Annotated in this window: 11 protein-coding genes and 2 pseudogenes; 5 read left to right on the top strand and 8 right to left on the bottom strand. The window is 68.5% G+C overall.

Annotated features, from left to right (window positions below):
- Nucleotides 1-320 precede the first annotated feature (320 nt).
- From ACH4EB_RS38025 to ACH4EB_RS38015, 3 genes are all read right to left on the bottom strand, one after another.
- Nucleotides 321-965 carry a hypothetical protein gene (locus tag ACH4EB_RS38025; protein WP_398353085.1) on the bottom strand — a complete coding sequence of 215 codons (645 nt, stop codon included), beginning with the start codon at nt 963-965 and terminating at the stop codon, nt 321-323.
- On the bottom strand, nt 958-1,290 hold the full coding sequence (locus ACH4EB_RS38020; protein ID WP_398353083.1) for a hypothetical protein: 333 nt from the start codon (nt 1,288-1,290) through the stop codon (nt 958-960). The genes ACH4EB_RS38025 and ACH4EB_RS38020 overlap by 8 nt, the downstream gene beginning before the upstream one ends.
- A 436-nt stretch (nt 1,291-1,726) precedes the next feature.
- Nucleotides 1,727-2,104: an FAD-dependent monooxygenase gene (locus tag ACH4EB_RS38015; protein ID WP_398353082.1), complete on the bottom strand. Its 378-nt coding sequence runs from the start codon at nt 2,102-2,104 to the stop codon at nt 1,727-1,729.
- Nucleotides 2,105-2,117: 13 nt separating this feature from the next.
- Between ACH4EB_RS38015 and ACH4EB_RS38010 the strand changes: the two genes are divergently transcribed.
- Together ACH4EB_RS38010 and ACH4EB_RS38005 are read left to right on the top strand one after the other, a co-directional pair.
- Complete coding sequence (locus tag ACH4EB_RS38010; RefSeq protein ID WP_398353080.1) at nt 2,118-2,465, top strand: hypothetical protein; 348 nt, start codon at nt 2,118-2,120, stop codon at nt 2,463-2,465.
- Between the two features lie 400 nt (nt 2,466-2,865).
- On the top strand, nt 2,866-3,864 hold the full coding sequence (locus tag ACH4EB_RS38005; protein ID WP_398353079.1) for a DUF6528 family protein: 999 nt from the start codon (nt 2,866-2,868) through the stop codon (nt 3,862-3,864).
- Nucleotides 3,865-4,228: 364 nt separating this feature from the next.
- Here ACH4EB_RS38005 and ACH4EB_RS38000 read toward each other — a convergent pair whose 3' ends face one another.
- Together ACH4EB_RS38000 and ACH4EB_RS37995 are read right to left on the bottom strand one after the other, a co-directional pair.
- On the bottom strand, nt 4,229-4,843 hold the full coding sequence (locus ACH4EB_RS38000) for a LuxR C-terminal-related transcriptional regulator (protein ID WP_398353078.1): 615 nt from the start codon (nt 4,841-4,843) through the stop codon (nt 4,229-4,231).
- A 312-nt stretch (nt 4,844-5,155) separates the two neighbouring features.
- Entirely contained in the window at nt 5,156-5,743 is a 588-nt protein-coding gene (locus tag ACH4EB_RS37995) for a hypothetical protein (RefSeq protein WP_398353077.1), read from the bottom strand.
- 169 nt (nt 5,744-5,912) lie between these two features.
- Between ACH4EB_RS37995 and ACH4EB_RS37990 the strand changes: the two are divergent.
- Nucleotides 5,913-6,107: pseudogene (locus ACH4EB_RS37990) on the top strand (alpha/beta hydrolase); the annotation flags it as partial.
- 684 nt (nt 6,108-6,791) lie between these two features.
- Here the strand turns inward: ACH4EB_RS37990 and ACH4EB_RS37985 are convergent.
- Entirely contained in the window at nt 6,792-7,343 is a 552-nt protein-coding gene (locus tag ACH4EB_RS37985; protein WP_398353075.1) for a MarR family winged helix-turn-helix transcriptional regulator, read from the bottom strand.
- A 58-nt stretch (nt 7,344-7,401) separates the two neighbouring features.
- Here ACH4EB_RS37985 and ACH4EB_RS37980 point away from each other — a divergent pair, with 58 nt between their 5' ends.
- On the top strand, nt 7,402-8,346 hold the full coding sequence (locus ACH4EB_RS37980; protein ID WP_398353073.1) for an amidohydrolase family protein: 945 nt from the start codon (nt 7,402-7,404) through the stop codon (nt 8,344-8,346).
- Between the two features lie 279 nt (nt 8,347-8,625).
- Here ACH4EB_RS37980 and ACH4EB_RS37975 read toward each other — a convergent pair whose 3' ends face one another.
- On the bottom strand, nt 8,626-9,714 hold the full coding sequence (locus ACH4EB_RS37975) for an Lrp/AsnC family transcriptional regulator (RefSeq protein WP_398353072.1): 1,089 nt from the start codon (nt 9,712-9,714) through the stop codon (nt 8,626-8,628).
- A gap of 245 nt (nt 9,715-9,959) precedes the next feature.
- Here ACH4EB_RS37975 and ACH4EB_RS37970 point away from each other — a divergent pair, with 245 nt between their 5' ends.
- The gene (locus tag ACH4EB_RS37970; RefSeq protein WP_398353070.1) at nt 9,960-10,922 is read left to right on the top strand and encodes an isopenicillin N synthase family dioxygenase; all 963 of its coding nucleotides are present in this window, start codon (nt 9,960-9,962) and stop codon (nt 10,920-10,922) included.
- A gap of 683 nt (nt 10,923-11,605) precedes the next feature.
- Here the strand turns inward: ACH4EB_RS37970 and ACH4EB_RS37965 are convergent.
- Nucleotides 11,606-11,696: pseudogene (locus tag ACH4EB_RS37965) on the bottom strand (3-oxoacyl-ACP reductase); the annotation flags it as partial.

Here is an 11,696-nt window from a genome sequence, read left to right as displayed (position 1 = left end):
CGTCCGGCTTGAGGTCCACACCGGCGAAGCCGCCGATCTTGCAGGTGCGGCTGCTCTTGTTGGTCAGCACGATGCTGGTGGTCGTCCCGCCGCTCACGTCCGGCCCCGGGACCGGACGAGGTGAGCAGAAGGCGACCGACGGACAAAAGGCCAGGTCTGGCGCCTTTTCTGTGCGCTCAGAAGAGCCCGAGCTTCATCGGCGAGTACGACATCAACAGGTTCTTCGTCTGGTGGTGGTACGGCCAGGAACGGCGCGCTGACCTACCGTCGGGGAGTCACTGCGGCGGTCCGTAAGCCGGTCAACGCCTCCGACACCTCGACTACAGCGAAGCTTTGCGCTTGCGGTAGGCGGACACAAGGCCAATGACCCATAGGGGCCCCAGGATTGCAGCCATCCACAGGGCACCGTCCAATACGGCGATCACCAACAGCGCGAGCATGCCGAGCAGGCTCGCCATGACGTAGTACCGCTCACGTTTGTCCTCCCTGCGCTCAACCTCCCTCTTCGCCTGCAGGTACCGAGGGTCGGCAGGGCTCGTTCCGGGGGGAAGCTTTCCGGCACGTAGGATCTGCCGATGGTGATGCCACGGCATCTTTCCATGCCTGGTTCGGGCGCTTGCGCGCCGTTCCTCGTTCCATCTCTCCCGGGGTGGCAGAGACTGCAGCCATCTTCGCCTGTCCCGCGTGTAGTGCCGGTTACCGTAGAGCTTGAGGTCGAGCTCTTCCTGCTCTTTCTGATGACGCTGGGGGTCGTAGGAACTCGAACTCTCCCCTTTTTTACGCGGGCGCTCGTGGTATAGCCGTAAAGCTTCGGCAATCACATCCGGAGTGATGGATTGACCAAAGACGATCTGGTCGGCGTTGTACTGGGGGCCGTTGACTTGCTGCCCCTGCTGGTTGAAGAAAGCCCCCTGCCGCTGGCCTTCTCTGGGGCGTCCGCGGTCACGGTCGTCCGGGTTACCCACCGAGGAACACTCCCACGGCACTGGCAAAGCTGTTCACAATTGCCGCGATCGTGCCCCCCATGGCCAGGAGCCCGGCCAAGCGGCCCCGTGCAACGCCGATCTCACCGGCCTCCAGCTCTCCACGCGCTGCGGTCAGCTCGGCGGTCACCTGCGCGCTGGTGGCGGCGGGAATCTCCAGCTCCTGTATTGCGGCCAGCGCCCGGTCAAACTCCCGCGCCACCGTCCGGGCATCGATGGGACTGTAGTTCCCATGAGTGACGTTGACGGTGTCACCCATGTACTGATTGCCGTGAACCGTCTGGTTGCTCTGGTCAAACGTTGCCATGCCAGCATGATGCCCCGACTCGCCATGCTGTGCCGAGGGGTTGGTTCGCCGGGCTCACCCGGCGACCGGATCACCCCGGCGTCGTACCAAAGCTACCCGTACGGCGGTCTGCTGGGGTCCGAGAGCCCAACCCCAACCCCGTCCCCGGGCCTCGGCCGTGACGTCGGGCAGGTGCTGGATCGCCAGCGCCGTGGCGGGAATGTCGGTGCCGTACGCGAACTGCGCAACGGCCTCGCCCCAGCCCTCCACGACTCGGCGCTCCGGACCTCCGGACCTCCGCATCGCATCCTGAAACGATCAGTCAGCAGCATGGGTGGAGCCCTCTTCGGAGAAGCAGCGGGTGACTCCGGCTTCGGCGAGGGAGTCGAGTTGTGCGTCGAGGAACGGCCGGACGGCCGAGGCGCGGGCATGCGCGAGGCGAAAGTGCCCAATCTTTTCAGCGTCGGCGCTCACCGGCGCGGAAATGTTCGCTCGATACCGAGTCCGGGGTGAGGTAGGTGTTGACCGGTGCGAGCGCGGGGAGGTCGGCGAGCAGGCCCCGCACCGGTGCCAGGGGCGGACCGTGGCGCCCGAGCAGTGCCTGCGCACGGGTGGTGCGCTGCACCAGCGCCCCGACCGGGTGCCGCTCGGCGTGGTAGGTCTCCAGCAGACCGCCGGTGGCGTGCCCGAGTGCGGTCGCGGCGAGTTTCCAGCCGAGGTCGAACGCGTCCGCCAGCGCCACGTTCACGCCTGCCGCTCCCGCCGGGAGGATGTGTGCGGCGTCCCCGGCCAGCATCACGCGGACCTTGATGTAGCGCTCGGCCTGCCGGGCCACGTCGGAGAAGCGGGTGAGCCAGCGGGGGGCGCAGTGTCACCCGGCGGCTGAGCACCTGGGCCAGCAGGTCCTGGAGGTAGCCGAGCGGCGCCGGCTGGTCGCGGGCGGCGGGCGGATCCGGTTCGTCGAGGACGATGCGCACATAGCCGGGCCGGGGAATGACGAACACCTGACCGTGCTCTTTTTCGCTCACGCCGAACGGCAGGTGGTCGGGATCGGCGAGTTCCACGTCGGCGGGCAGGCCGAAGGTGGTGGCTGGTGTTCCGGGGAAAACTATGCCGACCGGGCCGCGGACGGTGCTGCGGCTGCCGTTGCAGCCGACCGAGGTAGCCGACCCGGTGCCGATGCTGGTCACCGCTGACCTGCGGGGCCACCTCGCCCCCTCCGGTGTCCTGGCGAAGCCCGGTGACTTCGTGGCCTCCAGCCGACGGACACGCCCACCTCGGGGAGCCACTGTTCCAGCAGTTCCTCGGCGCGGGTCTGCGCGATACCGAGCGTGTAGGGGTGGTCGGTGTCCATCGCGGTCAGAACCAGCGGCCGGCTGGGATCGGCGAAGATGGCGCGCCGATGGGTCTGGCCTTCCGCCGCCTGCGGGGCTGACCCGATCCGGTCGGCGAGCGTGGACTCATGCGGGGCACACCCGTTCCGGTGTGCTGAGACTCAGCGGCGGAATTTTCACAAACGGAGCGGAATACAGGCAACGCCCGCGCTCGACACTGGGCTGGGTGGTAACCGTTGCCACCGGAAGGCAGGGAGGTTCCATGAGCATCGACAGACGCCGTCTGCTTACCGGAGCCGCGGGCGTGGCGGCTGCGGGAACGCTGGGAGCGCTCGGCGCCGGGAGCGCGGCCGCGAGCGGCACTTCCTCCTCGGCGCAGACGCGGGGGCCCGTCACCGGGGAGGCCAGGGCCCAGGCCTTCGACCTGGCTCTGCTGGACGTGAACCGCAACACCGTCGACGTCTTCTCCAGCGGCGGTCAGTTCACCGACGACAACCTCAAACAGCGCCTGACCTTCCCGGGGCAGGACCCCTTGGAGTGCCGGCTCCGTGCCATTCCGCACAGCAGGCCCCAGCCGCTGCTGCCGGCGTTCCTGGCGTGTGGGGGCTTCCCGGGGCGTGGTTGGGTGAGCATCCACAGCAACGACGGGACACGGCTGTGGAGCGACGGCCTTACCAACTACCCGCACTGCGTCGAATACCTGGAGGGCACGGGGGCGTTCGTCGTGGCCGGTTCCCGGGGCGGGCTCCAGCTCTACGTGTCCGACTCGTCCAGCGTCGCCTCGATCCGGAAGATCGGCAGGCCCTACCCCTTCCCCAAGGCGCACGGCGTCCTGTGGGACCCGAAATACCAGGTGCTGTGGGCACACGGCGGCAGGCAACTCGTCCCGTACAAGGTCACCGGGACGCAGGAGAACACCCGGCTGGCCGCGCAGCGGCCCTTCTGGGCCGGTTTCCGCAACGGGCATGACATCCAGCCCGACTACACCGACGACGACATCCTCATCGCCACGGACAGCGACCATGTCTACCGGATCGACAAGACGAAGTCCGGTGTCCAGCCGGAGATCATCAGCAACCGCAAGTGGGTCAAGGGCTACTCACGGCACCCCAGTGGCCAGGGAGTGTGGACCGCGGCCCCGCAGGACGGCAGTGACATCTTCGGCACGGACGAGGTGCACTTCTCCTGGCCGGAAGGCCTCACCAGGCGCCCGGGAGGAAAGATCTACAAGGCGCGTCTGATGCTGGCCCCCTATCAGTGACCCCAAGTCGGGCGCACACTGGTCGGGTGGCCGGGACCGGTCCCGGCCACCCGACCAGCGCGACGAGACGCCTCGCTGGTGGCGGCTTCTCCGGGGCGGGAGAGGTTTCAGCGGATGAGGGTGGCGACACACATATCCGGCATGCCTCATCGGCCGTACCCGTTGGGCGAATGCTGAAGGCGGTCCCACCAGCCGCGTCCAGGATCGGCTGGATGGCTGTTGCCGGAGGGCGCAGAACGGTCGGAAGGATCACCCACCGCTGAGGAATCCGCAGTTCTGCGCTGATGAGGCTCGATAGTCGGCACCTTCGTTGGCGCGGTCATCAGCTCGGCAGGTGTGCACCGTCAGCCGCCGGCCGGGCGGGTCAACCAGCGAGAGCGCCACGGGGCGGGCGACAGGGGCGGGGGTTACGCATTGAACCTTCCCGGATGCCGTCGGGCAAGCCAGCGGCCATCGGACGCCGACCAGGCTTTCCGGATCCCGATGCGTCCCACGGACACCTTGGAGTCCTGTAGAGGCCGGGTCCCGGTACGGGCGGCGTCGGCCGGGCCGGAGCCGGCGGCGTCCTCGTCGAGGAGGCGGTGCTGCTCGCGGACGCGCATCGCGTCGATGCGGTCCTCGGCCGCGGCTTGCTGAGCATCTGCGCCACCCAGGCCTTGACGTGGTCGTAGGACTGACCGGCCCGTTCGGCGATTTCGGTCAACGTCGGGCCGGCGGCCGCGTCCCGCAGCAGACGCTGCTCGTGGCCGCTCAGCGAGGGCGCTTCACCCTGGGCCGCGCCGGGGTCCACGGGCCGGTCGCGGAAAGGCGATACGGGCCCCAGGGCCGCACGGTGTCCGTGGATGCCGAGTTTGCGGCGCAGCGAGGCCAGGTAGGTGCGCATGCACGCCGGGGCCGGGGACAGCGCGTCGGCGATCTCCGGGTTCTCTTTGTCCCGCGCGACCAGGATGAGCAGGCGCTTCTCCCGCGGGGCCGCCACATGCGCCGGGTTGGGGGTTGTCGTCGGTTCCTTCTCCTTCGAGCGTGTCCGGCCCCGGTGCGTGAGGGGGCGGGCCCGGGGCGCGTGTTGGTGGTGGGGGAGGGGCGCGGTGCCCAGGCCGATTCGACGGTGCAGCCGGTCAGGGTGGCTACGAGCTGGGAAGCCAGCACCCAGTGCATGTCCGGGGCGTCGTAGAGCCGGGTTGCTCCCGTGGCTGGGACCGGCAGTGGCCGTCCGGGGAGGTAGAGCCGCCCGTAGATACCGTCGAGGGCCGATTCGCGCACGTCCCAACGGCGCTCCACGCACAGTGAGTTACAGCAGGAAGGGCCTGTTGCTGCCGCGGTCGATGGTGACTGTGCCGTGCTGCCCTAGGCACGACCAGTCCAATTCCAGCCGCCACTCTGTTCTGACAGAGGCCGTGGGTTTGATCACGAAGTACTCCGGATCGCTCGCAGTGACGTAGAACGGAAAGTCGGCCTCCCCGGTGGGGCGCGCTTGGGGCGGGCGGAGAGCCTGCTCGGCGAGATCAGCGGTGTAATTCGTGGCCGGTAGGTCGAGGTCCACGGCGAACTTGCGCCGGTAAGCCAACGCGGCGTGGCCCACGGTGTATCTGTGGATCTGTCGCACGGCGATGGGGCGGAGCCGGTGCAGGATCACCGCTTGAGGAGTGAACGCCTCCACGAACAGGTGCACCTTACGAACCGGGTGTTCTCTCCGGCCTTCGTAGTGATACGTCGTGCTGTCGCTGTCCACCGTGGTGACTGAGACCAGCAGTGCTTCATCGGGCCGACGAGGGCCTGAGTGGATCGTTAAGCCGCCGTGCAGAACGCCAACCTGGACGACGGAACTGGCGGTTACGTCTGAGACGTCGTTGGAGATATCCGGCGTTCCCTCTGCCATACCTGCCGCCACCTTCAGTCCACCCAGCCCGAAACGAGGTGCCCGGCAGTGTACTGGCCCTGGCCAGGGCGCGTGACGAAAGTAATCCGGGGCGGTTGTCGGGTTGTTCCGCTGCGGTGCGGCCAGGCGAACTCCGTGCTGGTTGCGGGGGCGCGGCTCGGATCGTGGGCGCTCGACGCCGCACCCGGGCGCCACGCTGACCGAACACGCCGTGCTTGAACGCCCGCTCGGCGACCTCCCAGCGACGTACATCGAGTGCACGCTCGGTGACCCCGAGCCCAGCGACAATGTGGCCGAGCTGCTGAAGAGCGAGCAGTGGCGGCCCAGCGAGATGGACACCGGTCACTGGCCGATGTTCTCCTGACCACGCGAACTGGCGCGGATCCTCCTCGGCGTAGCCGGGGAGTGATCGTAGTTCCATGCTTGTGGGCTCCTCGTCGTCGTGAATCACGTGCGCTGGCCACAGCCGCTCGTTGATGGCCGCGACGAGGACGGTCGCCTGGTAGCGGACCGTGAGCTTGTCGTGCCCCGTGGTCACCGCCCGGCGCCTCTCAAGGCGGTTGATGCCGCCCTCCACTGCGTGGCGCTCGCGGTAGTCGGTCTCGTCGGACTTCGGTGGTCGACCGCCGCGAGAGCCAAGTTCCTTGCGGACGCCCATGAACACCGCCTGCACACCGCCCTGCGGCACCTGCCACCGGACGACCGCACAGCCATCCGCACCGCCCTTTGCCCAGGTTGAGGCCCTTCACTGCTCGGGCCCCGGGCCTTGTCCGCGAACACCCTGGCCAAGCCGTCCCGCCGCCGAGAGCCCCGCCCTGGGGCACTGCCCGTCAGGTTCGCGCGGGGGAACGCGACCGTCACGGCCGCTCATCCGACCGCATCGCCGTCGAGCATGCCCTGGCCGACCACAAACGCTGGAAACAACTCATCCGCCGGACCCGCCGCCGCGTCGGCCGCCCGATGGATACCGCGCCATCGCCGACTCATCTCCGACCGCAGCGCCACCGTCTGAGAACTACGCGCGCGACCGGACACGTCCCGCCCGCTCTCACGCACCAACTCGTGATTGAGTGCTCGGTCCCTCGTTCGTCGGTCCTGCCGCACCGGGGATGGTCTCGCCGATGATGCCGGCGAGGCGGTGCAACTGTGCGGCGAGCTCGTACCGCTCCTGCGGCGCGAATTGTGACAAGGCGGTGTACTGGCGTGCGCGCAGCTCGGTCTGCATGACGGCAAGGCGTTGTGCGCCCTCCTGGGTGAGCTGGATGAGCACTTGGCGCTCGTCGTGCGGAGCACGTTGTCGGGTGACCACGTTCTTGCCCTCCAGTTGCTGCAGCATGCGGGTGGCGGTGGGGACGCTGACCTCGGCGTTGGCGGCCAGTCGGCCGACCGGCACGCCTTCGCCCTTGGCGTCCTCAGTCAGCGCGGTGAGCAGGGCCAACTGTGACATGGACAGTCCGGCTTCGGATCGGCCGACCGTGGCGGACCGTGAACGCCGCATGGCATAGAAGAGCCGGTCAGCGGCCTGTGCCAGGTGCTCGATGCCGGGCTCCACGGGCACGTCGGAGGCGCTGTGGGTCTTGACTTTTCCTGTCTCCCTCATGTTAGTTAGCTTACTAAACAGATTCTTTAGCTAGCTAATCATTAGGGGCGAAGCAATCGTGACCTTCCCCGATCGCATCGACGTCCACCAGCACATCGTTCCCCCGGTGTGGGCCCGGGCCCTCGCCGCGCAGGGTCTTGACTCCGGCGGATGGGCCATTCCCGACTGGAGCCTCAGCAGCGCCATCGACATGATGGACCAGCAGGGCATTGCCGCCGGCGTCCTGTCCGTCACCGCTCCCGGCGTCCACCTCGGCGACGACGCCCAGGCCCGCGACCTCGCCCGCGCCGTGAACGAATACGGCGCCGAGATCGTCAAGGGCCGCCCCGACCGCTTCGGTCATTTCGCCGCCGTCCCGCTCCCCGACGTCGATGCCGCCGTGACCGAGGCCGTGTACGCGCTGGACACTCTGCACGCTGACGGCGTCGTGCTGATGTCCAATGCCCGCGGGTGCTACCTCGGCGACCCCGACTTCGAGCCGCTGTGGGCCGAACTCGACCGTCGCGCGGCGAACGTCTTCGTCCACCCCGCCCAGCCCCCGATGCCCCTGCTCCCCGGCACCGCGGCTCCGCTGGTCGACTACGTCTTCGACACCACCCGCGGCGCTCTCAACCTGGTGCTGAACGGCGTCATGAGCCGCTACCCCGACGTGCGGGTGATCCTCTCGCACGGCGGCGGCTTCCTCCCGTACGCCGCCTACCGCTTCTCCGGACTGACGTCCACCGTCGTCAACCCCGACCACAAGGCCGAGGACCTCTTGCGCGACCTGAAGCGCTTCTACTTCGACACCGCACTGTCCGCCAGCCCCAGCGCGCTTCCGGCTCTGCTCGCCTTCGCCGAACCCGGGCACCTCCTCTACGGTAGTGACTGGCCTTTCGCCCCACAGGAGGCTGGCACCTACTACAACCACTTCCTGGAGAACTACCCACACTTCACGCCCGGCCAGGCGGGTGCGATCAACCGCAAGAATGCGGAGATCCTCTTCCCCCGCCTCGCCGACTGATCACGAGGTGGAGCGCCGAAGTCCGCTTCGGGACACAGTCAGCGCCGGGTCCAGGTGACCTCCCCGCCTTTTCCTGTCGGCGTACTCGCGTATGTGGCCCTGGCAAGAATTTCGCAGCAGAGATCACCACGGGGGGCGCCGGACCACGGGCGCAGTGGCGCCTTAAGTTGTGCGACCAGGGACACGCGTTGCCGCAGCAGGGGGACGCCTGCGCGGCCGGTACTCCATCTGAGGAACCCAGCACCGGGAGTTGTCGGGGAAGGCTGGTGACACGCAGCCTCAAGAAGAGGGCGGGACGAGGCGTTTGATCTCGCACAGGGTGGGTGTGGTCTCAATGCTCTGGATGCCTGGCAGTGGGCCGAGGTGGTGGTCGATGTAGTCGTACAGGTCGGCCGGGGTGCGGAAGACGCCGCTGGCGACGAGGTTGGCGGAGCCGGTGACGGCGGCGGCGAAGGCGATGTCGGGGTGGGTGGCGAGGGTTTCGCCGACGGTACGCAGGTGGGCGGGGGCGACCTTCAGCCACAGTTGGGCGCTCATGTGGTGGCCGAGGAGCTGCGGGTCGAAGTCGACGAAGAAGCCGAGCGCGCCCTGGTCGCGCAAGCGGTCGAGGCGGCGCTGGACGCTGGAGGGCGAACGGCCGGCGGCCTTGCTCAGGGCGGGCAGCGTGGCGCGGCCGTCGAGACCGAGTTCGGCGAACAGGGCGCGGTCGGTGGCGTCGAGACGGATCGGGGAGGTGCTGGGGGCGCCAGGGGAACTGGGGGTGCCGGAAGTGCCGGGAGTGCCGAATGTGCCGTCGGTGGAGGCTGCCGCAGGGGCGGGTGTCCGGAAGCGGGTGGCATGCCAGGTGCTGGTTTCACCGATGAAGATGCGCATCATGCAGTGGGTGCTGGCGGACACGACGTGTGGGGCGCGAGGCAACTTACGCAGCAACAGCGCGCTGCCTTCGTCCGCGCTACGGGCATCGAGGGCGCAGTAGAGCTCGGTGCCACCGGAGGAGAGAGTGACCCAACTGGTGTCGGGACGACGGGCGAGGGCGCGCGCGAGGGAACCTGCCGCGTCGGGGGCGCAGTGCAGACGGATCAGCCAGCGGACCTGGCCCAGGCGTACGGGGTTGGGGCGGGCGACGATCCGCAGGCCGAGGGTGCGCAGGCGGCGGTAGCGGCGGGCGGCGGTGTGCTCGGAGACGCCCAGCGTCTGGGCGAGCCGGCTGAAAGGGGCCCGGCCGTCGAGCTGAAGGGCACACAGCAGGCGCTGATCGAGATCGTCCGGGCTGCCGGAATCCACCGTGATGCCCCGCTCGGTCGACGGTTCCTTGCACGTTCCAGCGTACGGCTTGGAGACCAGGCGCAGGCAGCGGAAGGTAACCACGCCGGGTGCCGACGGCGGAAGGCGGCCTCGTTCGGCCGCCGGCAACGGAGGCACCCCGCTTGGTGCCGGCGGCGGAAGGCAGCTCCGTTCGGCCGCCGGCAACGGGAGGCACCCCGTTCGGAGCCGGCAGCGATAGGCATCCCGCCCGGTGTCTGCAACGTGAGGCACCCCATCCGGCGCCCTCACCTGGCCACTTCGTTTCGTCCTCCTGCACCCGCTCGTGCAGGGAAAGGAGCAGCTCGCTCATGCACCGTCCGCCCGTTCCCGTCATCGATCTCACCCTGTGGTCCGGCAAGGACCGCACCGCCAGGAATCGGCTCGCGGCCGACGTCGACCGCTCCTTGCGGGCCACCGGATTCCTTCTCGTCTCCGGCCACGGCGTCGACCGGCAACTGCCTGCCCGGCTCCGCGCGGCGGCCCGAACGTTCTTCGCCCTCCCCGCGGAGGCGAAGGCCCGCTATGTCCAGCCGGGCGACGGAGGCGGTTGGTACGGCCGCGAGCAGGTGACCACGGCAGCGTCCGAGGGCACGGTGACCCCGCCCGACCTGAAGGAGGCATGGGCGGCCGCCCTGGAGACCCGTACCGGCCGTACGGATCTGCTGCCCTCCCACTGGCCCGCGGAAGTGCCGCACCTGCGCCCATACGTGAGGGAATTCGCCGACCGCATGCGCGCGGTGTCCGACACGCTGCTGGAGGTCATGGCCGCTGCGCTGGGGCAGCCCGCGGACTTCTTCACCCGGCACACGAGCCACCCGCACGGGAACGTCCTCATCAACTGGTACCCGGCCACAGACGTCATCGGGCCCCCCGCGCCCGGGCAGTTCCGCATCGGCCCGCACACCGACTTCGGGCTCCTGACCCTCCTGGACCGGCAGGCCGGAAAGGGCGGCCTCCAGATCCACGACGACGCGACCGGCTGGCACGACGCGCCCTGGGAGCCGGGCGCCCTCACACTGAACATCGGAGACCTGATGCAACGCTGGAGTGGCGACCGCTGGCGCTCCGGACGCCACCGCGTCCTGCCGCCGCCCACCGAAGCCCCGAACGAGGAACTGACCTCCCTGGTGTACTTCCACGCCTGCGCTCCCGACACCCTCATCACCTCACTGCCCGCGCCCATCGGCCGCAGGCAGCACGAAACAGTGCGCGCCGGCACCTGGATGCGGGCCAAACTCCAGGCGATTGGCCCGCAGCCAGAAATCCAGTGAAGATGTTGGAATCGGGTCGTTCCGTCGAACAGCGGTTGCCGCACAGCCGGGACTGGGTCCTCATTTGCCCCCATTCTTCGGTTGCAGGTACTACGTCGCCATGCGGCCGGCCGAGGTGATCCACCTCAGAGAACCGCAGCGCTGTCTCCCGGCGAATTGAGGAATCGATGCGCCGGTGGGACAGCAGCACGGAGGGTGCAGCAGGGGGCTGAACGGGCGTCTGGTCCGCGTATGGCCCGGAACTGCTGGTCAGGACGGGTGTACGGGTGGGACGTAATGGGAGGAGCGACATATCTGACCGCTTCCTCCGGGGGAACGCCACGGAGGGCGCCTGGCCTGTATAAGTGCAGGTCGGGTGCCCTTTTCGTGCGTCTAGAAGAACCCTTCAGCTTCTTCGGCGAATACGACACCAACAGGTCCTTCGTCTGTTGGCGGTACAGGGCTCATGGTGGTGCTGACCTGCTGCGTCGGCCGCTGTCACGGACATGGGGGGAGCGTTGGCCCGCGTATGGTCCGGATCTTGGTCTCAGTCATTTGCGTCCACTGGAGAAGGGCATCCGCACCTGGATCAAAACCTGGAACGAAGGCCCTAAACCGTTCGCCTGGATGAAGACCGCGGACCAGGTCCTCGAACGCCTCGCCGGATATCTGAACCGAATTCCCGACTCAGGACACCAGGCGGCCTACGCGGTTGTGGCGATGCCGCCGTCGACGGGGATCACGGTGCCTGTCAGGTATGCGCCTGCCCGGCTGGCGAGGAACACGGCGACACCC

Origin of the sequence: Streptomyces sp. NPDC018045, from assembly GCF_044327445.1 — a bacterium.
In the GTDB taxonomy this organism is placed as follows: domain Bacteria; phylum Actinomycetota; class Actinomycetes; order Streptomycetales; family Streptomycetaceae; genus Streptomyces.
The sequence above is the reverse complement of the archived record's forward strand: the minus strand, read 5'-3'. Positions and strand labels throughout refer to the sequence as shown.